The sequence below is a fragment of the uncultured Roseobacter sp. genome, from assembly GCF_947491795.1.
Taxonomy (GTDB): Bacteria; Pseudomonadota; Alphaproteobacteria; order Rhodobacterales; family Rhodobacteraceae; genus Roseobacter.
This window is the reverse complement of record NZ_CANLKW010000008.1, coordinates 43,409-68,689: the sequence shown is the minus strand read 5'-3', so window position 1 is coordinate 68,689 and position 25,281 is coordinate 43,409. Positions and strand designations below refer to the sequence as shown.

24 protein-coding genes are annotated in these 25,281 nt (G+C 57.9%); 13 read left to right on the top strand and 11 right to left on the bottom strand.

Features of this window, described 5'->3' with window-relative positions; translation table 11 throughout:
* Position 1: 1 nt before the first annotated feature.
* Positions 2-370, bottom strand: a complete 369-nt coding sequence (locus tag Q1A34_RS20185; RefSeq protein ID WP_300038872.1) for a 2Fe-2S iron-sulfur cluster-binding protein — start codon at positions 368-370, stop codon at positions 2-4.
* Positions 367-1,722 (bottom strand): selenium-binding family protein, encoded by a 1,356-nt coding sequence (locus Q1A34_RS20180; protein WP_300038869.1) that lies wholly within the window; start codon positions 1,720-1,722, stop codon positions 367-369. Before Q1A34_RS20180 ends, Q1A34_RS20185 begins: the two co-directional genes overlap by 4 nt.
* A 73-nt stretch (positions 1,723-1,795) precedes the next feature.
* Here Q1A34_RS20180 and Q1A34_RS20175 point away from each other — a divergent pair, with 73 nt between their 5' ends.
* Positions 1,796-2,533 (top strand): IclR family transcriptional regulator, encoded by a 738-nt coding sequence (locus Q1A34_RS20175; RefSeq protein WP_300038867.1) that lies wholly within the window; start codon positions 1,796-1,798, stop codon positions 2,531-2,533.
* 75 nt (positions 2,534-2,608) lie between these two features.
* On the opposite strand, the gene Q1A34_RS20170 is transcribed toward Q1A34_RS20175, so the two are convergent.
* The 7 genes from Q1A34_RS20170 to Q1A34_RS20140 are packed head-to-tail and all read right to left on the bottom strand — an operon-like array spanning position 2,609 to position 8,654.
* Positions 2,609-3,634, bottom strand: coding sequence for a branched-chain amino acid ABC transporter permease (locus Q1A34_RS20170; RefSeq protein ID WP_300038864.1), 1,026 nt, complete (start codon positions 3,632-3,634; stop codon positions 2,609-2,611).
* Positions 3,631-4,527: a branched-chain amino acid ABC transporter permease gene (locus tag Q1A34_RS20165; RefSeq protein ID WP_300038861.1), complete on the bottom strand. Its 897-nt coding sequence runs from the start codon at positions 4,525-4,527 to the stop codon at positions 3,631-3,633. Before Q1A34_RS20165 ends, Q1A34_RS20170 begins: the two co-directional genes overlap by 4 nt.
* Before the next feature lies 1 nt (position 4,528).
* A complete protein-coding gene (locus Q1A34_RS20160; protein ID WP_300038856.1) occupies positions 4,529-5,233 on the bottom strand; it encodes an ABC transporter ATP-binding protein in 705 nt (234 codons plus the stop codon).
* Between the two features lie 42 nt (positions 5,234-5,275).
* On the bottom strand, positions 5,276-6,427 hold the full coding sequence (locus Q1A34_RS20155) for an ABC transporter substrate-binding protein (protein ID WP_300038853.1): 1,152 nt from the start codon (positions 6,425-6,427) through the stop codon (positions 5,276-5,278).
* Between the two features lie 31 nt (positions 6,428-6,458).
* The gene (locus Q1A34_RS20150) at positions 6,459-7,169 is read right to left on the bottom strand and encodes an ABC transporter ATP-binding protein (RefSeq protein ID WP_300038850.1); all 711 of its coding nucleotides are present in this window, start codon (positions 7,167-7,169) and stop codon (positions 6,459-6,461) included.
* A 43-nt stretch (positions 7,170-7,212) separates the two neighbouring features.
* Positions 7,213-7,854, bottom strand: coding sequence for an isochorismatase family cysteine hydrolase (locus Q1A34_RS20145; RefSeq protein WP_300038847.1), 642 nt, complete (start codon positions 7,852-7,854; stop codon positions 7,213-7,215).
* A complete protein-coding gene (locus tag Q1A34_RS20140) occupies positions 7,851-8,654 on the bottom strand; it encodes an N-formylglutamate amidohydrolase (RefSeq protein ID WP_300038844.1) in 804 nt (267 codons plus the stop codon). Before Q1A34_RS20140 ends, Q1A34_RS20145 begins: the two co-directional genes overlap by 4 nt.
* Before the next feature lie 116 nt (positions 8,655-8,770).
* On the opposite strand from Q1A34_RS20140, the gene Q1A34_RS20135 reads away from it, so the two are divergent.
* The 5 genes from Q1A34_RS20135 to Q1A34_RS20115 are packed head-to-tail and all read left to right on the top strand — an operon-like array spanning position 8,771 to position 14,348.
* Entirely contained in the window at positions 8,771-9,625 is an 855-nt protein-coding gene (locus Q1A34_RS20135) for a MurR/RpiR family transcriptional regulator (RefSeq protein WP_300038841.1), read from the top strand.
* Complete coding sequence (locus Q1A34_RS20130; protein ID WP_300038838.1) at positions 9,622-10,929, top strand: glutamine synthetase family protein; 1,308 nt, start codon at positions 9,622-9,624, stop codon at positions 10,927-10,929. Before Q1A34_RS20135 ends, Q1A34_RS20130 begins: the two co-directional genes overlap by 4 nt.
* 9 nt (positions 10,930-10,938) lie before the next feature.
* A complete protein-coding gene (locus Q1A34_RS20125; RefSeq protein ID WP_300038835.1) occupies positions 10,939-11,724 on the top strand; it encodes a carbon-nitrogen hydrolase family protein in 786 nt (261 codons plus the stop codon).
* Positions 11,721-13,370: an NAD(P)/FAD-dependent oxidoreductase gene (locus Q1A34_RS20120; protein ID WP_300038832.1), complete on the top strand. Its 1,650-nt coding sequence runs from the start codon at positions 11,721-11,723 to the stop codon at positions 13,368-13,370. The genes Q1A34_RS20125 and Q1A34_RS20120 overlap by 4 nt, the downstream gene beginning before the upstream one ends.
* Before the next feature lie 39 nt (positions 13,371-13,409).
* A complete protein-coding gene (locus Q1A34_RS20115; protein ID WP_300038829.1) occupies positions 13,410-14,348 on the top strand; it encodes an acetamidase/formamidase family protein in 939 nt (312 codons plus the stop codon).
* 114 nt (positions 14,349-14,462) lie between these two features.
* Here the strand turns inward: Q1A34_RS20115 and Q1A34_RS20110 are convergent, their stop codons facing one another.
* Together Q1A34_RS20110 and Q1A34_RS20105 are read right to left on the bottom strand one after the other, a co-directional pair.
* Positions 14,463-15,701, bottom strand: a complete 1,239-nt coding sequence (locus tag Q1A34_RS20110) for an L-rhamnose isomerase (RefSeq protein WP_300038826.1) — start codon at positions 15,699-15,701, stop codon at positions 14,463-14,465.
* Between the two features lie 8 nt (positions 15,702-15,709).
* Positions 15,710-17,812 carry a bifunctional rhamnulose-1-phosphate aldolase/short-chain dehydrogenase gene (locus tag Q1A34_RS20105; protein WP_300038824.1) on the bottom strand — a complete coding sequence of 701 codons (2,103 nt, stop codon included), beginning with the start codon at positions 17,810-17,812 and terminating at the stop codon, positions 15,710-15,712.
* Between the two features lie 186 nt (positions 17,813-17,998).
* Between Q1A34_RS20105 and Q1A34_RS20100 the strand changes: the two genes are divergently transcribed.
* From Q1A34_RS20100 to Q1A34_RS20070, 7 genes are all read left to right on the top strand, one after another.
* Positions 17,999-18,799 carry a DeoR/GlpR family DNA-binding transcription regulator gene (locus tag Q1A34_RS20100; RefSeq protein WP_300038821.1) on the top strand — a complete coding sequence of 267 codons (801 nt, stop codon included), beginning with the start codon at positions 17,999-18,001 and terminating at the stop codon, positions 18,797-18,799.
* Between the two features lie 40 nt (positions 18,800-18,839).
* On the top strand, positions 18,840-19,841 hold the full coding sequence (rhaS, locus tag Q1A34_RS20095; protein ID WP_300038818.1) for a rhamnose ABC transporter substrate-binding protein: 1,002 nt from the start codon (positions 18,840-18,842) through the stop codon (positions 19,839-19,841).
* A gap of 95 nt (positions 19,842-19,936) precedes the next feature.
* A complete protein-coding gene (locus tag Q1A34_RS20090; RefSeq protein WP_300038815.1) occupies positions 19,937-21,445 on the top strand; it encodes a sugar ABC transporter ATP-binding protein in 1,509 nt (502 codons plus the stop codon).
* Between the two features lie 10 nt (positions 21,446-21,455).
* Positions 21,456-22,439 (top strand): ABC transporter permease, encoded by a 984-nt coding sequence (locus Q1A34_RS20085; protein WP_300038812.1) that lies wholly within the window; start codon positions 21,456-21,458, stop codon positions 22,437-22,439.
* Positions 22,436-23,422, top strand: coding sequence for an ABC transporter permease (locus Q1A34_RS20080; protein WP_300038809.1), 987 nt, complete (start codon positions 22,436-22,438; stop codon positions 23,420-23,422). Before Q1A34_RS20085 ends, Q1A34_RS20080 begins: the two co-directional genes overlap by 4 nt.
* Complete coding sequence (gene rhaM, locus Q1A34_RS20075) at positions 23,422-23,736, top strand: L-rhamnose mutarotase (RefSeq protein ID WP_300038909.1); 315 nt, start codon at positions 23,422-23,424, stop codon at positions 23,734-23,736. The genes Q1A34_RS20080 and rhaM overlap by 1 nt, the downstream gene beginning before the upstream one ends.
* Entirely contained in the window at positions 23,733-25,118 is a 1,386-nt protein-coding gene (locus Q1A34_RS20070) for an FGGY-family carbohydrate kinase (RefSeq protein ID WP_300038806.1), read from the top strand. Before rhaM ends, Q1A34_RS20070 begins: the two co-directional genes overlap by 4 nt.
* Positions 25,119-25,281 lie beyond the last annotated feature (163 nt).

Below are 25,281 nucleotides of genomic sequence, written 5' to 3'. Positions count from 1 at the left end.
TTCAGGGCTCCTTTGGGCTGGCGATGTCCGCTTTCAACTCGTGTGGTGCGAGCGGATCAAGGAAAGGGTTGCGGTACAGGCGGTCGTGGCTGTCGACGCCGACCTCAAGCGTGCAGTCTGTCAGAGGCCGCGCCACGCAGAGCAGAACATAGCCGTCCGCGATCTGCCGGTTGTTGAGTGCGACCTGACGGCGCTGGTCAATGTCGCCCTTGGTCAGCCTGGCGGCACAGGTGATACAGCCACCGTATCTGCAGCCATAGGGCAGATCAGCGCCTTGCTCGCGCAGACTGTCGAGCAGGGGGCGGCGCGGATCAACCTGGTAGGTCGCACCCCTGCGATTTGCGACTGTGATGGTTCGTGTTCCGGTCACAGCCAGATATCACTTGTGCAGTCGCCGCCGGGATAGCGTGTTTCATGGCAGCGGCTGGGCCCGTTTGGTTCCTTGCCGAAATCGACAACAAAATCCGGGTTGATCGCCATGCCGCCATTCTCAACGTCGCAGTCGATCATGAGCATGACACCGCCCTGAGTGCGGATTTCCGGATAAAACTGGTTGTCCCAGGTCGAGAAGAGCGAGGTGGTGACATAGAGCCGTTTGCCGTCCAGCGACAGTTGGAACATCTGGGGGCCGCCCGCGACTTTTACGCCATTGACTTCCGGTGCTTTGCCCAGTAGGCCGCCCATCCAGACCTGTCCGGTCAGTCGCGGGTTATGCGGATCAGAGATATCGTACTGCCGCATGTCACCGTGCAGCCAGTTGTTGAGATAGAGGTATCTGTCATCCATCGACACCAGGATAGCAGACATCACACCAGGGACCGGGATCGGCCATTCCGGATGCGGTTCGTTGTCTACGTCGATGACTTTTTCCCACTCCCAGGAACCGGTTTCTGACTTCCAGAAGTGGATTACATTGGTGGAGAGCGCAGCCCCGCAGAAGCCGTGAGTGCTGTCAGGATCATGCAGAAACTTGACCTCAAGCGGGATCAGCCCGTCCTCGCCCAGGTACATCGTCTCGACCGGTTCGCGTTTTTCAAAATCCCACAGATGCAGGCGCCGCCCGTATTTCAGATAGCCGACCTCTTCGAGATCAAAGCCCGGCATAAAGGTGTTGGGTGCAGCCCATTCGGAACTGACCATGATGTTGTGGCGCGGCTGGTACCAGAAATCATAGCTGAAGGGGATATCGCCCATCGTGGTCTCCCAGCGGCCGACGATCTCGAACTCCTTGTTGAGATGCAGATAACCGCCCGGGGCCTCCCCCTGTGCATTTCCCAGAAACGAGATAATGATCTCGGACCCAAGACAATGTACGGTATGCGGGCCAGACAGATCAGTTTTAGACCTGATCTCGGCCCCGTCGATCACTTTGTGCAGCCGCGGCGCGCGTGGGTCTGTTGCCGTGTCGACAATGTGAATGTTGTTTGACCGGACGCCGGGCACCAGCAGATATCTGCGCGCCATGGAACTGTCGTCATGACAGGACGAACAGGCGTTCCAGCCCATGTGATGCAGTTCATCGCCGATCCCGGGCATTTCCAGCCTGTGGATGACCTGACTGTACGTCGGGCTCTCCGGATCAGCATCAACCGTGGCGAGGTAGTCCGGTTTCTGGATGCCCGTGCCGGTGTATATGGCGATGGTATAGAGCAACTTTTCGCGTGGGGCTTTGATCGCCTCACCGGGGCTTGAATAGCCCGGTCCGCAGCATGTGGCCTCCATAGGTGCTCCGCCTCCCTTGATTCTGCACTCCTTCTCATATATCGAAAAACCAATTCTTGAGATATGAGAAATTATGCATCTCGAACGGTTGACGGTCATTCTTGAGATTGTGGGTCAGAAAACCGAAGCCACGGTTACGGATATCTGTGAGCACTCGGATCTGCCCAAGGCGACGGCTTACCGTCTCGTGCAGGATCTTGTTGCCGCTGGACTGCTGGAACCGGTCGCGCGTGGAAAGTTCGTAATCGGCACACGTCTGCGTCGGATCGTGCAGGATGATACATCGGACGAAGCGCTGACCGATCTTGTCACTCCGGCACTGCGCCGCGCGACAGATGACTTCGGCGCAGCCTTTTTCCTCTCCCGGCTGCGGGGCAGGGCGGTCGAGATCATTCATGTGGAAACGCCGCAGTCTGGTGTTTCTTTTCTGCACCCGGGTCTGGGAAAGCGCCCGTTGCATGCCTGCTCATGTTCCAAGGCCATCGCAGCTTTTTCACCGGAACTGGTTCTGTCAGACAGGCTAGAGGGCCAGCTCCGGGCCTATACCGAGTTCACACTCACAAAGCTGCCTGACCTTGAGGCCGAGTTCGCAGTGATCCGCGCGCGTGGGTATGCGGAATGCGTGGAAGAGCTCGAGCGGGGGATGTGTTCAGTTGCAGCGCCGCTTTCTTTGAGGGGCGGGGGCACTCGCTTTTCGATCGGGGCCACAGGGTCCGTGCGTGTGTTTACAGACACTTTCCGTGAAACGATAGGCCAGACGCTCGTAGAGATTGCAGGCGAACTCTCGACAGAACTGAAACCGGCTGCCTGAGCCAGGACGGTCGGTATGGGCTGAAATGGTGCCGGATCCGGGGCAAAACGGGATGACCACATTCAAGTGGGTGCTCTACCTCTTTCGGATGAACAGTTCTTCGATTTCCCGGTCTCCCATCACGCCCACCGGGCGCATCGCCATCGTCAGCACGATCACAAGACCGAGCATGACACCTGAAAGGCCCAGCACTTCGGGCAGGTCAATCCCCACGACAACCGGGCCGGTTTCCAGCCAGCGGACGACCTCCAGGCCAAACGAAATTGCAAAGGTGCCCAGAACCGCGCCTGTCACGGTGCGCATGCCGCCGAAAATCAGCATCGCGAGGGTCAGGAAGACATGGTTGAAATAGAACGGGCGGGCAGAAATCGTCCCAAGGAAAAAAGCATAGGAAATGCCCGCACAGGCAATGATAAGGCTGGACAGAACCCAGGCGATGAGCCGCAGGCGGGTGACGTTCACACCCATGGCCGCAGCCCCCGTTTCGTCATCCGCCGACGCGCGCAGCATGACGCCCCAGGCGCTTTCCCGAAAGCCGCGCGAAATGAAAACAACAACCACTGCCAGGATCACAATGGATGTCAGAGAGAAAACCTGCGGAATTCCAAAAAACGCCTGATTTCCTTTGAAGATGTCCGTTCGATAAAGGAAAATCGAATGCACGATCACCAGTACTGCCAGCGTCGCGATTGTGGCCCCGGTGCCGGTCATCCTGACGATAAAGATGCCCACCAGAAACGCGATGACCCCGGTGATAACGAGGGCAAGAAGTGCGGATGTTATAGGGTCAAGCGCAAAGGCATTCAGGCCCCAGGGCGCATCGGGTAGGGCGATCTGCTTCATCGCGACGGGCGTGACACAGATGGCTGCCGCATAGGCGCCGATACCCATAAACGCGCTGTGGCTGAGGTTGGTGAGCCGGGAGTTGCCCATGAAAACCTGCAGCCCCAGGACCACGATCAGGTTCACAAATGTACTGTAGACCAGACGCAGCTGATAGTTTGAGGCAAAGAGAGATGCCATCACACCAATGGAGATCAGGATCAGGGCGAGTATGCAGGCGCCGGCAACCCCGCGTTTCTGGCCTCGGGTCAGTGTCACAGCTTGTCACCCTTTTCCCGGGCCGGGCTCAGGATGCCGTCCGGCCGCCACACGAGAACCAGAGCAATGATCCCAAAGACAAAGGCGTCCTTCAGACCGCCGTATTCCTGCGGCAGAAGCACCAGCATCGCAACTTCGACAGCCCCGAGCAGAAAGCCCCCCAGCACAGCGCCCGGAAGGCTGCCAAAACCGCCGACCACGCAGGCGACAAAGGCTTTGAGCACCGGATTGAAACCGAAGTGCGGATCCACGGACCCGCGGCGTGCCATAATGAAAATGCACGCGAGGCCAGCCAGTAGTCCCGAAATCAGAAACGCCAGTGCAAAGACCCGGTTGGCGCGTATGCCGGTCAGGCGCACCATCTCAAAGTCCAGCGAAGCCGCGCGCATGGCAAGCCCCAGAGTGGTGCGTTGCAAAAAGAGCACCAGTCCGATGATCACCACGACGGTGGTGATGGATTCAAAAATCTGCAACGAGGAAATCTGCACCCCCAGGACCATGACTGGCGCATCGAGAAAGTAGAGAGAGGTCACCGCAATCGGGCGCGGAGAGATAAAAAGCAAAAACAGATTTTGCAGGACAATCGACACACCGAAAGCTGTCAGAAGTCCCGTGGTCGGATCGGCATAGCGCACGGGTCTGAACGCCACCCGCTCCAGTGCAACGGACGTCAGCGCTGTGGCGGCGACAGCACCAATAATGATGATCAGCGGGTTTGCCGTGACCAGCGCGGCAAAGGCCACCATCGTGTAGCCGCCGACAGCGATCACCTCGCCATGTGCGAAATTGACCAGCCCCATCACGGAAAAGACAATGGCGAGACCCAGTGCAAGCAGCGCGTATTCTGCGCCGAAAGACAGCGCGTTGATGATCTGCTGTGCTGCATATTCCATCTCAGACCAGTCCCGTCAGTTTTGCCATCATGTCTTTGCTGCCACCCAGTTCCGCAGATGTTCCCTGGGCCTGGATGCGGCCATTGTTGAGCAGATACCCATAGTCCGAGATATCAAGGGCCTGCCGCGCGTTCTGCTCGACCAGCAGGATTGTCATGCCCTCCGACCGCAGCTGTGCAATCATCTGAAACACCTGGGCCACGATGCGTGGCGCAAGACCAAGACTGGGCTCGTCGAGCAAAAGGATTTTAGGTCTGGACATGAGCGCGCGGGCGATGGCGAGCATCTGTTGTTCTCCGCCTGAAAGAGTGCCGCCCGGCTGGCTGCGCCGCTCTCCCAGGATTGGGAATGTATCGAACCATTTGTCGATGTCGGCCTGAATGTTTTCGCGGTCGCTTCGGATGCCGCCACCGATGCGCAGGTTCGCTTCTACGCTGAGATTACTGAAAATCCGCCGCCCCTCGGGAGAGACCGCAATGCCGCGTCCGATCCGGTCCTCTACGGAAACTTTCGCCAGGTCTGTCCCTTCAAAGGCGATGGTGCCGCTTGCCTGTGCAATGCCGCAGATCGCTGAAATTGTAGAGGTTTTGCCCGCGCCATTGGGGCCGAGCAATGCGACGCACTGCCCACTGGCGACGCTCAGGGAAATACCGTGGACCGCCTCGATGGGGCCGTGAAAAACCTGCAGATTCTGAATGTCCAGCATGGGATCAACAGGGCACAGCGCGCGGCTGTGCCCCACTCTTTATTACCAGTCCGTTGGGACGTTGTCGGGCACGATGTTGGACACAAGAACGCGCTTGCCGCCTTCAAATCCGATAACCGGAATGGTGCGCTGTGCGTAGGTTTTTGTATCCTTGAACGAAATGCTGTCGACGGTCAGAACCGGAATGCTGTCGGCCTCGCGGATGGTTTTTGCGATTGTCGCCGGGTCCGTACTGCCGGACTGCTCCACCGCCCATGCCACCGCTTTGACCGTGTCTGCGCCGGTTGCCGGGAAAAGACCTGGAACATCGACACCGATTGCCTTGCACTCTTCGATGAAATTCACCACCGAGCTGTCGGCCTGGCTGGGGGCCAGTGTCGCAAAGAAAACCTTGTCGAGGAGCGACGGATCGTCGGTACCGATCGCATCAAGCGATGGATCGTCAAATCCGTCTGAACCGACGACCCAGGCGTCGATGCCCGCACTGCGCAGCTGCCGGACCAGAACACCCACATCCGGCATGATGGAGGAGATATAGACGGCGTCAATTTCTTCGCCCAGAGCGCGCATCTCTGCGATCTGGGGTGACCAGTCAGAGGTGCCGAAACTGAAATTCAGCGTGTCGAGCACCTTGCCACCGCCTGCTTCAATCACTTCACCGAACCAGAGCGGCGTTTTGGCCGACCAGCTGCCGCCTTCATCAGAGGTCAGCAGGACGACATTTTTTGCGCCGTTCTCCAGCGCATAGTTGGCCGCCGCGGTTGCGGTGAAAGGGTCCGGTGAGACACCTGTAAAGAAGTTGTCGACAATGCCTGCGTGCATCTCAACCTGTGTGGACTGGGGTTGAAAGATTGACACGCCATAGCCCTGCGCAATCTGTGCCACAGGTATCATCGTATCCGAGAAGGGGATTGTGCCAAGCATGACGGCGCCCTCATCCAGGAATTTCTGCGCCAGCGAAATTGCCGTTTGCGTATCTGCCCCGGCGTCCTGAACCAGAACCTCGATCATTTTGCCATCGACACCGCCGTCTGCGTTGATCATTTCGGCCATGCATCGCGCGCCCTGCCATTCAGCATAGGGGGCGTAGTCGCCTGTCATCGGGACGCCCAGACCAATTTTGATCGTGTCTTCTGCAAAGGCAGGTGTCACCAGGGCCGTACAGGCCAGCGCCGTGAGTATACTCATTTTCATTTCAATCTCCTTGTTGTTGGCAGTTATAAGTTCAGGCCACCGCGCTTACGTCGTCGCCGAGATAAGCGCTGATGACTTTTGGGTTTGTGGTAATTTCCTGAGGTGTGCCTTCGGCGATCACTGACCCCATATCCAGCACTGTGATCCGGTCGCAGAGGGTCATAATGAATTTCAGGTCATGATCGATCACGAAGAGTGCGCAGTCAGCCTGTTGCTGCACCCATTTCAGCGCGTGGCCCAGAGCTTCGGTTTCTTCTTCGTTCATACCGGCTGCGGGTTCGTCCAGCATCAGGATCCGTGGCCGCAGTGCCAGTCCGCGCACGATTTCGAGACGTCTCTGATCGCCATAGGACAAAGCGTTGGCTGGCAAAGTCAGTTTGTCGAGCAGACCGAATTGCCTTATCGCGGCTTCCGGCAGGGCGGCGCTGCCCCCCGCATAACGGGCAACATCTATGTTCTGTTCGACACTCAGGCTGGGGAAAACCCGCAGGTTCTGGAACGTACGCGCAATGCCCTGGCGGGCACGCTGATGGGCGCTCTGCCCGGTGAGCGGTACGCCGTTCAGCGTCATTGTACCGGACGAGGGCGTCAATAGCCCCGAGATCAGGTTGACCAGCGTGGACTTGCCCGCGCCATTTGGTCCGATCAGTCCGCGAACCTCTCCGGCTTCCAGCAGGAATGAGACATCGCGGACGGCATGAACGCCACCAAACGACTTGCTGATGCCCGTCAGTTCCAGCATGCGCGCTCCGGACCCGGCAGAGCAGTCTGAGAAACCGGTACCATCATACGTTCTCCAGCTCGAAAACAAGCTCTGCTGTGGTCACCTGGCGGCAGTAGCCCTTTATGGTGCGCAGCGAGTTTGCATGTCGCTCAGGAGTGTAGGTCAGGCAGGCATCCGTCACCTGAGTAACCAGATATCCCAGATCGCAGGCATCACGGATGGCGCTTTCCACACATTGATCCGTGATCAGACCGGATATGACCAGTTGCCGGACGCCCAGATTGCGGAGGACATAATCGATATGGGTCGAGATAAAGACCGACGAGGACGATTTGGGCAGAACGATCTCATCGTCTGCGGGCGCGATCTGGTCGATCACCTTACCGTCCCAGGAGCCTTTGGGAACATTGAATCCGGTTATCTTGTAGTCCAGCGATCTGTCACGACCATCAAGTGTCAGGCTTTCAATGGTCGTATACATAACTTCGATCCGGGCAGCGCGGCAGGCGGCCTGAATGGCCTGCATATTGCCAAAGACCCGGGCCTCCAGCTCGTCAAAGAACCAGCTGTAACCGGAGGCGAAATCCTGTGCCGACATGCCTTTGAACTCACCTCCCTCGCGATGGGCGGCGAAATTCTGGACATCGACAAAAAGCAGCGCGGACTGTGCCGGCACCAGAGGCAGCTGGCGGGTCAGTGTCATTGTGAAACCTCCAATACGGACCGGATTGCCGGGGTCAGCAGATCGGCCCAGCGTGTAACACCGGCCTCATCTGTCAGATGGTCGTTGCGCACTTCGATCAGTGTGTGCCGCATGGCGCGGGCTTCGGCATAGCGCGGGATGAACCAGTCGCTTGCATCATCAATCTGGTAAGGCTGGTTCAGCGCAAGCCGCAGATCAGGTGCGGCGGCGGAAATCACTTCCATCAGCCTGCCAGCGGTTTCGGTATCGCTGCGTGTCAGAAAGCCCGCATCCCAGGGACGCAGCTGTCCCTGAAAATTCTGTGTAAAGGAATGGATGGCAAAAACAGCCTGACGCGGATGAAATTCAAACGCGGCTGCGATTGCATCATTCATCGGGTCAAAAATCTCCCGCCGGCGCTGCTCTGACGCCTGGGTGTTCAGCCCGACATTGCCGGGAACGCGGATGCCGTCACTGACAGCGGGAATGGATCCTGCGCTGCCGGGAGGGCGGTTACAGTCGATCACCAGCCGGCTGTAGCGCTGCAGGATCAGCGGGCATTCCAGCCGGTGGGATACAGCGCGCGCCAGCGCTTCCGCGCCAATGTCCCAGCCGATATGCCGGTCAATTGCGCCTTCTGGCAATCCCAGGCCGTCCAGTGCCTGTGGAACGGCCCGACCCGCGTGTTCGCACAACAAGAAAATGGGAGACTGCGCCCGCGCAATGCACCATTCCACTGGCGCAGGATCAGATGCGCTGAGCAGGTTTTCCTGGCCTGACTGCCCCTGCACAGAGGCATCAATGACGTTTGATCGACTCACAACCGCTCCCTGATAATGCTGAAAGTAGACGAATGAAAATTTCCAAAGTCAAGTTTTTTGAGTTGACTGAAATTATTTTTTCATAAACGCTGGCCAGTAACCGAAGCAGGTGCCAGATGACTGTGCAGATCAGACAAAAGATTGAAAAAGCGTCCGACACATTCACCGCCGGTGAGCGCAAGCTGGCCGCAGCGATCCTGTCGGACTACCCTTATGCGGGGCTGTCATCGATCCAGGATCTGGCCGCGCGCTCAGAGGTGTCCGCCCCCTCTATCTCCCGTTTCATGGCCAAAATCGGCTTGACCGGATATCAGGAGTTTCAGCGTTCGCTGATTGCCGAGCTCAAACAGGGTGACCGCAGCCCGGTCGAAGTACACGAGCGGGGCCGCCACATCGAAGGGGATTATCTGTCAGATTTCCTGACCAGGGCCAGTGCACAAATGGCCATCGCCGGAGATGCCATCACAGAGGAGCAATTCCAACGTGTGTGTACCCTTTTGGCGAGCAGTAAACACAATGTCTATGTCATCGGCGGACGGATCAGTGACACGATTGCAGCGCATCTTTCCTTCCACCTCCGTCAGGCGCGAAAAGGCGTATTTCACTTGCCCTCTGATCCCGAAACCTGGCCCGAATACCTGTTGCAGATGAAGGCAGGCGATATCTTCTTTGTCGTGGATTTTCGCCGTTATCAGACATCGCTTGCCTCACTCGCTGCGCTGGCCCGTGATGAACGCGGCGCGCGGGTCATGCTTATGACGGACAAATGGATATCACCTGTTGCGCGTCATGCGTCGGATGTTCTGCCTGTGCCCATCGAGTCCGGTACATTGTGGGACACTTATTCCTCCGCTCTTGCCGTGACCGAGGCCATCGTGACCCGCATTGCCGAGGAACACTGGGAACATACCCGCGACCGGATCGAGAGCTGGGACACACTGCGCGTGACGACAAAGGAAACGACACAATGAAACCGATGCCCCTGATTTTTGCTGCCACCTGCGATATTGCCGGTAAGGTACGCGGCAAGGCATTTCCCGCAGACCAGCTCGACCGTCGCCTCAGCCGTGGGGTCGGGTGGGTACCTACGAACGTGCAGATCAACTGTTTTGACGGAATCGGTGACAGCCCGTTCGGCTCGCTGGGCGATCTGCTGCTCGTCCCTGATCCGGCCTGTGAGGTGAAGGTGGGTTTTGAGGGCGGCGCAACCGAACACTTTATGCTGGGCGATATCGTCACGCTGGAGGGCGACCCCTGGGCGTTTTGTACCCGGCAGCTGTTGCGAGAGGCCCTGGCGCGGCTGCACCGGCTGAGCGGTGCGCATTTGGTTTCCGCGTTCGAGCATGAATTCCAGCTCAGGGGCACCGGGCTGCCCAACGAAGGATTTGGCCGGAATGCGTTTGAACGCCAGCGGGTGTTTCTGGAAAGCCTGATGGGGACGCTGAAAGCAGCGGGTCTGACGCCGGACAGTATCATGAAGGAATACGGACCGAACCAGTTTGAGGTCGTCGTCGCACCCGGCACAGGCGTGAAATCTGCCGATGACGCGGTCATCCTGCGCGAACTGACCCGCTCTGCGGCACAGCATGCCGGCGAGGCGGCGACCTTTGCTCCGATCCTCGATACCGCATCTGTTGGCAACGGCGTACACATTCACCTCAGTTTTCGCGACGATACCGGAACGCCTCTGACCTATGATGAAAACGGCGCCTGCGGCATGTCAGGCCTGACCGACGCCTTTGCTGCGGGTGTGCTGAAATACATGCCCGCGATTCTTGCACTGACAGCACCCTCGGTTGTTTCTTACGAACGGCTGACACCGCACAGATGGTCTGCGGCCTACAACAATCTTGGTTTCCGGGACCGCGAAGCATCCCTGCGGGTGTGCCCTGTCACGTCAAGGGAGCCTGCCTCGGTCGCCAAACAGTTCAACATCGAATACCGTGCGGCGGACGCCGCTGCCTGCCCTCATCTGGCCCTTGCGGCTGTTGTGCATGCGGGCTGTCAGGGCATCGAAGAAGAGCTGCGCGCGCCCCCCGCGACCGAGGATGATCTGTCGCTGTTGTCACCCGGGGAACTGGCGGCCCGTGGCTTCACCCGCCTGCCTGAAACGCTGGAGGCCGCACTCGATGCCTTCACCGGTAGCGACACTGTCACCGGCTGGTTTCCAGAGCAGTTTGCTGACGTTTACCGATCACATAAAGAATCCGAAATCGCCCATATCGCGGACCTGGATACGGCGGGAAAATGCGCAGCCTATGCGGACACATACTAGGGATCACGAATGAAAATCGCACTTTGGCAAACGCACCCTCAGACGCAGACAGAGCGCGCGCTGGAGGCGCTGTCCGAGGCTGCGAAAATGGTTGCGGGGCAGGGCGCCGACATGCTGGTTACGCCTGAAATGTATCTGGGCGGCTACAACATCGGCGCGGAGCAGATCGCCACCCATGCCAGGCAATCCGGGCAGGTGCTGGACGGAATACAGTCGATTGCCAGAGAGCATGGCATTGCCATAGTCGCGGGGCTTGCGCTTCCGGGACATCCGCGTCCGTACAATGCCTGCGTCGCCATCGATGGCGCGGGACAGGAGATCGCGCGCTGTCACAAGACGCATCTTTTTGGCGAGGTTGACCGTGCACAGTTCACCGCTGGTCAGAGTATTCCACCCGTGTTTGACCTGAATGGATGGAAGGCCGCGCTGGCGATTTGCTATGATGTGGAGTTTCCGGAACTCGTGCGCGCTCATGCCTTGCATGGGGCCGACCTTATTGTCTGCCCGACAGCGAATATGGTGCCTTTTGACAGTGTCGCGGCGCGCCTTGTGCCCGCGCGGGCGGAGGAGAATGCGGTCTATCTGGCCTATTGCAATTACACAGGATCAGAGGATGCTTTTACCTACAATGGTTTGTCCTGCGTGTGCGGTCCGGACGGCGAGGACATCGTCCGCGGCGCGGGCGCAGAAACAATGCTTTGGGCCGAACTCGATCAGAGCGTGCTGAAACATGCGCGACAAAGACAGACGCACCTGGCGGACCGCCGCCCGGACATTTACGGAGATCTGACATGAAGCCGGTCACAGTCTTTGGCCCTGATTTCCCTTTTGCTTATGACGACTGGATCAGTCACCCCGACGGGCTGGGCACGCTGCCAGATGCCGCGCACGGATCCAGGGTTGCCATCATTGGTGCGGGTGCCGCAGGCGTGATTGCGGGCTATGAACTGATGAAACTTGGACTGCGTCCGATCCTGTTCGAATCCGGCCAGTTCGGCGGGCGTCTGCGCTCGCAACCTTTTGAGGGCGCGGACGGTGTGATCGCCGAGCTGGGCGGGATGCGGTTTCCTGTCTCCGGCACCGGCTTTTATCACTATGTCAACCTGCTGGGGCTGGAGACTGCGCCTTTCCCCAACCCTCTGACACCAGCTGCCGGGTCGACGGTTATCGATCTTCTGGGAGAAAGCCACTATGCGCAGACACTTGAGGATCTGCCACCTCTGTTTCAGGAAGTGGCGCGTGCCTATGATGCAGCGCTGGAAGAGGGTGCCAGTTTCACAGCGCTGAAGCAGGCAATCCGCGACCGGGATGTCCCCCGCATCAAAGAGATTTGGAACCCGCTTGTTTCATGCTGGGATGAACGCACGTTCTATGACTTTGTGGTGTCCTCAGAGGCCTTTCGGAAACTGTCTTTTCACCATCGGGAAGTCTTTGGACAAGTTGGTTTCGGCACCGGTGGCTGGGACAGCGATTTCCCAAATTCCATGCTGGAAATACTGCGGGTGAACGCAACCGAATGCGACGATCACCAGCGCTATGTTGTCGGCGGTGTCGAGCAGGTGCCACGTGGTTTGTGGCAGCATGCCCCGGACAAAATTACTCACTGGCCTGCGGGAACGACGCTGCGCAGTCTCAACAGTGGCGCGACACGCGCAGGTGCAAAGCGGATCAGGCGCGTATCCCCTGACGCGATTGAGGTCACCGACAGCTGGGGCAGAAACGATACCTTCAGCGCCGTTCTCGTGACCTGTCAGACACATCTTCTGACAACGCAGATCGAGACACAGGAAACGTTGTTTTCACAGGAAATGTGGATGGCACTGGACCGGACGCGTTACATGCAATCGGCCAAAACCTTTGTGATGGTTGACCGGCCTTTCTGGAAAGACAAAGACCCGGTTACGGGGCGCGATACAATGTCGATGACGCTGACAGACCGGATGACGCGGGGGACCTACCTGTTTGACAACGGCCCGGACAAACCGTCGGTCATCTGCCTCAGTTATTCCTGGATGACGGATGCGCTCAAAGTCCTGCCTTTGCCTGTCGAACAGCGCGTGGAACTGGCATTGTCTGCACTTGCCAAGATCTATCCAAAGGTCGACATCCGCAGCCACATTCTGGGGGATCCGATAACCGTGAGCTGGGAAGCGGACCAGAATTTCCTTGGCGCGTTCAAGGGTGCACTGCCGGGGCATTACCGTTACAATCACCGCATGTTCGGGCATTTTATGCAAAGTGAAATGCCGCCTGCGGAACGGGGGATTTTTATCGCCGGCGATGGGGTCAGCTGGACACCTGCCTGGGTCGAGGGCGCGGTCCAGACTTCGCTGAACGCCGTTGCCGGGATCATTGCGCATTTCGGAGGTACTCCTGCGTCGGACAATCCCTCACCAACAGATGCATATTCCACACGGGGGCCAATACGACTAAGTGCCTGAACTCCATCCGGACTGACGCCCAACAAACGGAGACTACCCATGAGCTGCAATCATACGATCCACAAACACAATCATCACCTGGGCTGGGACAATTCGATTGAACCGGTTCTCAGCGTCACACCAGGCGAGACCATTGCAGTTGAGACAATCGATGCCTCCGGGGGTCAGCTGCACGCCATGGCAACACTTGATGATCTCAAGTCTCTTGATTTTGACAATGTGAACCCGGTCACCGGACCCATCTGGGTTGATGGCGCGGAGCCGGGTGATGCTGTTGCGATCACGTTCAACGAATTCCACGCCTCGGGCTGGGGCTGGACGGCCAACATCCCCGGGTTTGGCCTGCTGGCAGATGATTTCCCGGACGCTGCACTGCACGTCTGGAACTATGATACCGGGCTGGCAAAACCTGCGGTTTTCTCGCCCTTTGGTCAGGTCGCGCTGAAACCATTCGTCGGCACAATCGGGCTTGCCCTCTCAGAGCCGGGTCATCACAGCGTGGTGCCGCCCCGCCGGGTGGGCGGCAACCTCGACATCCGCGATAACTGCCAGGGCACCACCCTGTACCTGCCCGTTGAGGTGGCCGGTGGTCTGCTGTCGCTTGGGGATACCCATGCCGCTCAGGGTGACGGAGAGATCTGCGGCACTGCCATCGAAAGTCCGATGGAAGTCGAAATAAAGGTCGACCTGATCAAAAACGCCCGGTTCGCGTTTCCGCGTCTGGAAACCTCCGGGCCGGTCACGAACCATATTGACCAGCAGGGGTACCGGGTGACAACCGGGGTCGGTCCTGACCTGATGCAATCTGCGCGCGATGCGGTGCGACAGATGATCGACTGGATCTGTGCTACTGCAAAGGTGTCACCGGTCGAGGCCTATATGCTGTGCAGCGTTGCGGGCGATCTGCGGATATCCGAGATCGTCGATATGCCGAACTGGGTCGTGAGTTTCTATTTTCCGAAATCAGTGCTGGGATGAGGCCCGCGCGCTGTTCCTGATGTTCTGTTCGGGTAAAAACTGCGCGCAACTGCGGTCCTGAGTTCTGAGACCAGCGGCCAAACCTGATATCTGCATGCATGACTGCGCAACAGGTCAGGTCCGATCCGACACACTGCTTTGATACCGTTCAAGCTCACCGATCAGTTTTTGACCGTTCGGGACACTCTCCCGCGCGGAAAATTCCTCCCAAACAGCCCCGAAGGGCAAGTCCTTGAACTCCTCGGTGATGGTCAGACGGGTTGTGAAGTCGAGCCTTGTTTCAGCGGATTTCAGGACCTCCAGCGGCGTCAGCAATGCGCGCAGCAGGGCCTTTTGCATGTTGCGTGTGCCAATCACCCAGGCGGCTGTCCGACTGATCGTGGCGTCGAAAAAGTCGAGCCCGATGTGTGTGCGTCCCAGTAGATCCGCGCTGACCAGTTCCTGCGCCATCTGCAGGATATCGTCGCTGAGCAGGATCACATGGTCGCTGTCCCATCGCATCGGACGCGAGACATGCAGCAGAATTTCGTCCAGTGACAGGGCAACCGCACTGAGTTTGTCTGCAATGTTTTCGGTCGGGTGGAAGTGCCCCATATCCAGACACAACAAGGTTCCCTTGCGGATGGCATAGCCCATGTAGAACTCGTGGCTGCCCACTGTGCAGGCCTCCACACCGATCCCGAAAAGCTTGCTTTCAACGGCATCCAGCATCCGCGTTTTGTCCTGCGGTGGTGCCAGCATCGCGTCCAGTGACGCCTCCAGCCGGGCACGTGCCGACATGCGATCAACAGGCGTGTCCTTGTAGCCGTCAGGCACCCAGATATTGTTGACACAGGGCGATTCCAGTGCTGCGCCCATTTGTGCGGCGATCTCCCGGCTCCGTTTGCCGTGTTCAATCCAGAAGTCACGTATGCCCTCGTCCGGATGACTGAGCGTGAGGTTGTCGTCGGCCTTCGCATGCGCAAAGAAGGTCGGATTAAAATCCAGGCCGATGTTCTGATCTCGCGCCCAGTCCACCCAGGGCGCGAAATGACTGTATTCTATTTCGTCCCGGTCCGGGGTCTTATCCGTGTCGAGATACATTGCATGCAGGTTCAGCCGGTGGTTGCCCGGAATCATCGAATAGGCAAATTCCAGATCCGCGCGTAATTCATCGGGCGTTCGTGCGCGACCGGGATGGTTGCCGGTTGCCTGGATGCCGCCGCCGGAGGAACCGGACTTCTGCTCAAAACCGACCACATCGTCGCCCTGCCAGCAGTGCATGGATATTGGAATGGTCTTAAGGCGTTCCAGGGCCGCTTCGGTGTCGACGCCCCAATCGGCAAAAGCTGCCCTGGCTGTTTCATAGCTCATTGTCTGTCCTATCGCGTGAAGGCCTGAACGTTGCCGGCATCGACATTGATGATGTTGCCAGTCGATTTGGAGGAGGTATCAGCCGCAAAGAAATAGCAGGCCTCCGCGATGTCCTCGGGCAGGACGGAACGTTTGAGCATGGACCGCTGGCGATACATTTCCTCAAGACCGTCTTTGTCAGTGCCATAGGTGCCGGCACGCTGTTCAAGCCAGTCGCCCTCCCAGATTTTTGAGCCGCGCAGGACAGCATCCGGGTTGACGACGTTGACCCGTATGCCCGCTCCCGCGCCTTCCAGTGCCAGACAGCGCGCAAGATGAATTTCAGACGCTTTGGCCGTGCAGTAGGCGGCCGCATTGGGCGAGGCCGCGAGCCCGTTTTTGGACGCGACAAAGACGACAGCACCGCCCATATTCTGTACCCGCATCAGTCTGAAGGCTTCGCGACTGACCAGAAAGTACCCCGTAGACAGGATGTCCATATTCTTGTTCCAGAGCGCGAGAGAGGTCTCTTCGACAGGCGCCGAAGAGGCGATCCCTGCATTGGACACAAGAATATCGACCCCACCGAATTCGACAGCTGCCTCTGCAAAAGCCCGGGCAACGGCGTCTTCGCTGGTGACATCCATGTGAACTCGGCGCACAACATCAGCGCCATAGCTGCCGGCCAGGTTTTCCTGCGCAAAAGCCAGTGCGTCCTCGTTGATGTCTGCCAGCACCACACAGGCACCTTCTGCCAGATAGCGTCGGGCAGTAGCTGCACCGATGCCACCCGCGCCACCTGTGACGAGTGCGACCCGACCGGCCAGTGATCGGGGCTTTGGCATACGCTGCAGCTTTGCTTCTTCCAGCAGCCAGTATTCGATGTCAAAGGCTTCCTGTTCTGGCAGCCCCTGATATTCGCTGACCGCAGACGCACCACGCATCACATTGATCGCGTTGACATAAAATTCGCCTGAGATCCGCGCGGTGGCTTTGTCCTTCGCAAAGGTGATCATGCCCACACCGGGTACAAGATAAACAACAGCATTCGGGTCACGCAGTGCCGGGCTGTCGGCATGTTTGCAGCGTTCGTAGTAGGCGGCGTAATCCTTGCGGTAGGCGTCTACCTGATCAGGCAGCCCGTCGATAACGGTATCAATATCCCCTGTTGCGGGGTCAAATGGTACCACCAGCGGGCGGATCTTGGTCCGCAGAAAGTGGTCAGGACAGGATGTGCCCAAAGCGGCCAGCGGCTCCATGTCCCGTGCATTCACAAATTCAAGAACCTCTTCGCTGTCGTTGAAATGGCCGACCATGTGCTGGTTCCCGGAGACAAAACCGCGGATGGCGGGCATCAGCCGCGCAGCAACCGCACGCCGTTGCTGCGGTGGCAGGCTGTCATGAACGGCTCCGCCAAAAGGCGCCACACCACTGCTGCTGTCCGCCAGCCACCCGGTTGCGACGTTGATGACGTCTATGGTCTGATCATAGCACTCTCTGGCTGTGTCAGCCCATGTAAACAGACCATGGCTTTCAAGCACCACGCCATCGGCATCAGGGTTCTCAAGACAGAAGGTTTCGAGCCACAGGCCCAGTTCGTACCCGGGCTTTTTCCAGGGCAGCCAGCCGATGCGGTTGCCGAAAATCTCTTGCGTAAGCTCTTTTGAGTTTTTCGAGGCAGCAATTGCTATGATCGCGTCGGCATGGACGTGATCGACATGTTTGCGCGGTACATAGGCATGAAGCGGAGTGTCGATGGAGGCTGCCCGCGGGTTCAGTCTGAAAGTGCAGTGGGGCAGGTAGCCCACCATTTCATCCTCAAACTCCACACCACGATAAAGCTGTTTCAGTGCCTGCAGTTTGTCCATGTAAAGAGTGGCAAAACCATCCATCCGGATCGAGCCAATGTCACCGCCTGATCCTTTGACCCACAACACTTCTACCTCTTTGCCGGTCAGCGGGTCGGTTTCCATGACCTTGGCCGAGGTATTGCCGCCGCCATAGTTGGTCACACGCTTGTCAGACCCGAGGATGTTGGAGCGATACAGCAGCAACTCTGATTCGTTTTTTCCACGCGCCGCGTCGTCGTCCCAGCGGCTTTCAAGAAGCTGAGTTTTCACTGTTTTCAACATGTTTCCTCCCGGTCGACGCCGCGCGCCCGTCGTTGATGTTCGTCATCAGGCTGATAGGAGTGCGTCGGTTTGTCAATCATTAACAATCAAAATCAATCATTAATACAAAAAAATGATTGGTAATGATCGAAACTGATTGACAGATAGCGCGAATCCCGACAGTCTGCAGGATCAGGGAGGCCAGAAATGCACGAAAAAGAACGCCATACGATCATTCTGTCAGCGGTCGAAGAACGGCCCGTTGTCACAGTGATCGAGCTTTGCAACCTGACCGGCGCGTCAGAGGCAACCATACGGCGCGATATTGCTACGCTGGACCAGGACAAGCTGCTTCGCCGGGTGCGTGGCGGTGCCGAGGCATTGAGCCCGCCGCAGTTCGTGGGGCTGGCCGGCCGGCCTTTTTCGGTGAATGAAACCATGCATATCGAGGAAAAGCAAGCCATTGCTGCCGCTGCTGTCGATCTGTGCGAGGACGGGGATGCAATCATTATCAACGGGGGCACGACGACTTTTCAGATGGTGCACCCACTGGCAAGCCGCCGGCTGCAGGTGTTTACCAACTCGTTCCCCATTGCCGAGCATCTGCTGAAGCATTCCAAGAATACGATCATGCTGTCCGGTGGCACGATCTACCGCGAACAGAACATCATCCTGTCACCCTTTGACAACGACGTGACCCGCAATTTCTGCGCCCGTCGTATGTTTATGGGCGCGCAGGGTCTGGGACCGCTTGGACTGATGGAAGCGGATCCGCTGCTGATCCAGGCAGAACAGAAACTGATCGGGCAGGCCGACGAACTGGTTGTTCTCGCCGACAGCACAAAATTTCAGCAGCGTTCCAGCCTCGTCCTGTGTCCGCTGAACCGGATCACAACCGTCATTACAGATGACCGGATAACAGACAAAGCAGCGGCCATGCTCGACGCTGCCGAAGTGACGCTGATCGTAACCCAGTCAGGGAGCGCTCAGAAAAACGTGGCCTCCTGAGAGAGGCTTGATAAGCGAACGTACTTTAGGGAGGATTCCAATGAAACGTCGCACTTTTACCACGCTCACCGCAGGGTTGAGCCTTGCAGCGGGCCTGTTTGGCACAACAGCTATGGCGCAGGACGACATGCGTATCGCGCTGGTTGTCAAAGCTCTGGGCATCGGCTTTTTTGAAGCAGCTGCTGAGGGCGCTCAGGCAGCAGCCGAGGAACTCGGCGGTGTGGAGATCATCTATACCGGTCCCACGGACACAACCGCCGAGGGTCAGATCGAAGTGATCAACTCGCTGATCGCGCAGGGTGTAGATGCGATCGCGGTATCGGCAAACGACACCGATGCGCTGGTGCCAACCCTGAAAAAGGCCATGCAGCGCGGTATCACCGTCATCTCATGGGACTCTGGCGTAGCCGAAGAGGGCCGCCAGATGCACCTCAACCCGTCCTCCAATGCGCTGATCGGTAACATGATCATCAAACTGGCCGCTGATCATCTGCCGGATGGTGGTGATGTTGCGGTTCTGTCGGCAACAACCACCTCGACAAACCAGAACATCTGGATCGAAGAGATGACCAAGGTTATGGGCAACTATCCCGGTATCAATGTTGTCTCGACCGTTTACGGGGATGATCTGGCCGACAAATCCTACCGTGAAGCTACAGGCCTCATGCAGTCGTACCCTGATCTGGATGCGATCATTGCACCGACATCTGTCGGCATCGTTGCGGCAGCCCAGGCTGTCGTGGATGCGGGAAAAGTCGGTGAGGTCAATGTGACCGGACTTGGGCTGCCATCTGAAATGGCGGGCGCCATCGAAAGCGGCGCGTCGCAGTCTTTTGCAATCTGGAACCCGATTGATCTGGGGTACTCGGCAGCCATGATCGCCCATGCGCTTGCCTCTGGCGCGGCGACTGCTGAACCTGGTGCAGAAATCTCAATCGGGCGTGTGGGGACCATCACGCTGGATGAATCCAATTCAGCCGCCATGGCGGACCCGTTCGTCTACGACGCGTCCAATATCGATCAGTTCAAGTCGATCTTCTGATCCTCTGAACTGACCTGTGACGCGGCCTCGCTGGCCGCGTCAGCACTCTCCTTTTAAAGCTGAGACCTGCAATGCTGAAACAATCAGACACCATCATGCCGTCTGAAAGAGCGACCGCAGAACCAGCGGTTCTTGCACTCAGCGGGATCACAAAGACCTTTCCCGGGGTCAAAGCTCTGTCCGAAGTATCGCTGAACCTGATCCCGGGAAAAGTGACAGCGCTGATCGGAGAGAACGGCGCCGGTAAGTCGACGGTGGTAAAGATCCTGACCGGGATTTATCAGCCAGACGGTGGCGACATACTGGTAAACGGCGTGCCCACCGCATTTCCCGTGCCACAGGCGGCCGCCGACAACGGCGTGACCGCGATCCATCAGGAAACAGTCCTGTTTGATGAGCTGTCGGTTGCGGAAAACATCTTTCTGGGGCATGCGCCCAGGGGGGCTTTCGGGCTGATTGACCGAAAAGCCATGACACGAAAAGCGGGCGAAATCCTTGATGGTATCGGGGCGGGAATTGATCCCGGCCACAAGCTCAGGGACCTTGGTATTGCCAACAAACACCTGGTCGCCATCGCCCGCGCGCTGTCAATTGATGCGCGTGTGGTCATCATGGACGAACCCACGGCGGCGCTCTCGCACAAGGAAATCGAAGAGCTCTATGAACTGGTGGAGAGCCTCAGGGCGCAGGGAAAAGCGATCCTGTTCATCAGTCACAAGTTTGATGAGATATTTCGCATTGCTGACAACTACACCGTCTTTCGCGACGGCCAGCTCATCGGTGATGGCGCTGTCTCGGATGTAACCGAGGCGGACCTCGTGAAGATGATGGTCGGACGTGATGTCAGCCAGATTTTCCCCAAGCGCACACCGGATCCTGGCGATGAAGTGCTCAAGGTGGCGGGCTACAGCCATCCTACAGAGTTTGAGGACATCGGGTTCACCCTGCGCCGGGGCGAGATTCTGGGGTTTTACGGTCTGGTCGGGGCCGGACGTTCTGAATTCATGCAGGCGCTCTTTGGCATCACCCGTCCATCCGCCGGAACCGTGGAAGTCGCCGGGACACCTGTGCAGATCAGATCCGCAGCAGACGCGGTCGGCAATGGCATCGTCTATGTTCCCGAAGATCGTGGCAGGCAGGGCGCGATACTTGATCTGCCGATTTTCCAGAACGTCACCCTGCCGTCGCTGGGACGTATTTCCGGCAAGGGATTTCTGAAACTGGCAGAAGAATTCAGGCTGGCACGGGAATACACCGAACGGCTTGATCTGCGGGCTGCATCCCTCGACACGCACGTCGGCAATCTGTCAGGAGGCAACCAGCAAAAGGTCGTGATCGCAAAGTGGCTCGCGACCCGGCCCAAAGTCATCATTCTTGATGAACCGACCAAGGGCGTGGACATCGGATCGAAGGCAGCAGTGCATGAATTCACTGCTGAACTCGCAGCCCAGGGCCTTGCGGTGATCATGGTCAGCTCTGAGATCCCCGAAGTTCTGGGCATGTCCGACCGGGTAATCGTCATGCGCGAGGGGCGCATGGTCGCCGAGCTGGCAGGGGACGATCTGCAACCTGAAACGCTTGTCCGCCACGCTGCCGGGATCTGAAGGAAACAGCATGCTGAAAAGACTTGTCACTTCGCGCGAGATACTTCTGGTCGGGGCGATTGTCCTGCTCCTGATGCTCATTTCATCGCGGTTTCCGGGCTTTATTGCCCCGGCCAACCTTGCGAATGTGTTCAACGACACGTCGCCCCTGATCCTGCTGGCGATCGGTCAGATGATTGTTATCCTGACCAAATGCATCGATCTGAGCGTGGCAGCCAATCTGGCTCTCACGGGGATGGTTGTATCCATGGTCAATGTGGCGGCTCCCGGCCTGCCGATTGTGTTCATACTCGTCATTGCCATCGGGCTTGGTACGCTACTGGGCATGATCAACGGTATTCTGGTGTGGAAACTGGCCATCCCGCCCATCGTAGTGACCCTGGGCACGATGACCATTTTCAGAGGCATTATCTTTGTCATTTCGGACGGAAAATGGGTTAACAGTCACGAGATGAGCCCGGCCTTCAAGGCTTTCCCCCGCGCCGACATACTTGGGCTCCCTGTCCTGGGCTGGATCGCCATTCTGGCAGTGATCATTTTTTCGGTCGTGATGACCCGCACGACGCTGGGGCGCGCATTCTATGCCGCCGGTGGCAACCCGCATGCAGCGACCTATGCAGGCATAAACGTCGGCAAAACACAGTTCTGGGCCTTTACCATTTCGGGTGCGCTGGCCGGGCTGACGGGATATCTCTGGGTGTCGCGTTTTGCGGTCTCCTATGTCGATATCGCAGGTGGATTTGAGCTCGACGTTGTAGCGGCCTGCGTGATCGGCGGCGTGTCCATTATGGGGGGCATCGGCACGGTCGCGGGCGCACTTTTGGGTGCGCTTTTCCTCGGCATCATCAAGAATGCTCTGCCGGTGGTGGATATTTCACCGTTCTGGCAACTGGCGATCTCGGGTGGTGCGATCATTGTTGCGGTTGCACTGAACGCCCAGGCCAACCGGGAAAAAGGCCGTATCATTCTCAAACGCGCGGAGCAGGCATCATGAGCACCACAGACCGTGTTATCCCCGACCGGCTGCGATCCCCTTTCGAGCAAAGGCTGAAAAGCTGGGAAACGCTGCTCCTGTTTGTAGCCATCGGCATCTTTGTCGCAAACAGCTTTGCATCGCCTTACTTTCTGAATGCCTGGAACCTCAGCGATGCCACCTTCAACTTCACTGAAAAGGCGATGATCGCCTTTGCCATGGCGCTGCTGATCATCTCCGGGGAGATCGACCTCTCCGTCGCGTCAATCATTGCGCTGGCCTCGACCGCCATGGGTGCAGCGGTGCAGATGGGCGTCGGTACGCCGGGGCTGGTTCTGACCGGTCTTGGTGTTGGTCTGATCTGTGGGGCGTTCAACGGGGTGCTTGTCACCCGTCTGGGACTGCCGTCGATCGTGGTGACCATCGGCACCATGAGCCTGTTTCGCGGCATCAGTTACATCGTGCTGGGCGATCAGGCGTTTCGCGGGTATCCGGCCAGCTTTTCATGGTTCGGGCAGGGGTATGTCTGGTGGGTGATCTCGTTCGAATTCGTGCTCTTTGCAGTCATCGCGCTGATCTACGCTGTCCTTCTGCACAAGACGAACTTTGGTCGCGCCGTTTATGCGATTGGCAACAATGCGACGGGAGCGATGTTTTCGGGCATCCGTGTGCAGCGGGTCAGGTTCATCCTCTTTCTGCTGACAGGCCTCATGTCCGGCGTCGCGGCGATCTGCCTGACGGCCCGGCTGGGGTCTACCCGCCCGTCCATTGCGACCGGCTGGGAGCTTGAGATTGTCACCATGGTCGTTCTGGGAGGTGTCAGCATTCTGGGTGGATCAGGCACGATCGTCGGTGTGGTCATCGCGGCTTTTGTGATGGGGCTTGTGACCTTCGGCCTCGGTCTTCTGAACGTACCGGGTATCGTGATGTCCATCGTGATCGGTGCGCTGCTGATCGGTGTGATTGCGCTGCCACGACTGTGGGCGATGTGGCGGGCCGGATGATGGAAAAGTATGCGTTTAAAATGAAATTGTTGCCCGGACGCCGGGAAGACTACATCAGACGCCATGACGAGATCTGGCCAGAGCTTGTTACTTTGCTGAAGGATGCCGGAGTTTCGGACTATTCCATCCATCTGGACGCAGAGACAAATATTCTGTTTGGCGTCCTGTGGCGCGTCGACGGGCACGGTATGGATGCGCTGCCAGAGCACCCGGTGATGCAGAGATGGTGGGCGCATATGGCAGATATCATGGATACACATCCGGACAATGAGCCGGTTGCCACACCGCTTGAACCCGTTTTCCACATGCCATGACGCAGCACGTTGCCGTCATAGATATCGGGAAGACCAACGTAAAACTTGTACTGGTCGACCGGGACAGCCTGACGGAAATCGCCGTGGTAACCCGTGCAAATACCGTTCTGCCCGGCCCGCCCTGGCCGCACTTCGATGTGCAGGGACACTGGGCCTTTCTGCTGGATGGGTTGCGGGAATTTCACGCCGCACACGGGATTGATGCGATATCGGTCACCACGCATGGCGCCTGTGTTGCCCTTTTGCAGCGTGACGGGCAACTGGCAGCACCTATCCTGGATTATGAACACAACGGGCCGGACGAGTTGTCAGAGGCCTACGATGCAATCAGACCACCGTTTTCCGAAACAGGGTCACCGCGGCTCGCTGGTGGGCTGAATGTGGGCGCACAGTTGTTCTGGCAGTTCCAGGCTGATCCCGGCCTGAAGAACAGGACAGATCGCATTGTCACCTATCCGCAGTTCTGGGGCGTTCAGCTTACAGGGCAAACAGGGATGGATGTTACGTCGCTGGGGTGCCACACCGATCTGTGGAACCCGCACCAGGCGGATTTCTCCTGTCTGGTCGAAAGGCTTGGGATAGCAAGAAAGCTCGCTCCGGTGCTCGGACCATCTGAAATCATCGGGACTATTCTGCCAGATGTGGCAATACAGACTGGCTTGCCGCCTGAGACGCCCGTCTGTTGTGGTATTCACGATTCCAATGCGTCGCTCCTCCCATACGTACTTTGCCAGGAGCCCCCTTTCAGCGTTGTGTCAACCGGTACGTGGGTGATTGCGATGTCTGTTGGTGGCAAAAACGTATCGCTTGATCCAAATCTTGACACACTGATCAACGTAACGGCCCGGGGGCATCCCGCACCATCCGCACGGTTTATGGGCGGTCGTGAACACGACATTGCAACCTGTGGCATCAGCAATGAACCCAGCCTGCAGGATGTGCAGCATGTTCTCACAAAAGGGATTATGCTGATGCCCGCGGTCACTGCAGAGAGCGGCCCGTTCAAGGGGCACATATCCGGTTGGGTCGGGCCCGAGCCAGAGGCTGGAACAGGCGGACGCGCAGCAGCTGTTGCACTTTACCTGGCTCTGGTAACTGCTGAATGCCTTTCCAATATCGGCCACGATGGGAAAGCTATTGTTGAGGGTCCCTTTGCGGGCAATCAACTTTATCTCGAAATGCTGGCCATCGCGACCGGTTCACCCGTTTTCGCTGCCTCAGGCACGACGGGTACAAGCGCGGGCGCTGCGATGCTGGTCGGCAGCCAGTCGTCAATGCTGGTGCAGAATACACAGACGATCATCCGCCCGGAACTCGCCACGCAGTTCCATGCCTACGCATCCCTGTGGCAACAGACTGTGTTGGGGCGATCACTTCGGTAGCTGTCTTTCGCAGCGGCCGATCAAAAAGTCGTTCAGGCGCTGCGTGTCTGGACCGCCCAAGGCCTCCCGAAATTCTCATCTTTTCTCAAGTCTTGACGGACAAACTATTTTCGGGCGAAACTCAAGGTCGTGCCTCAACCATTAGATGTTGCACGAATTTTTA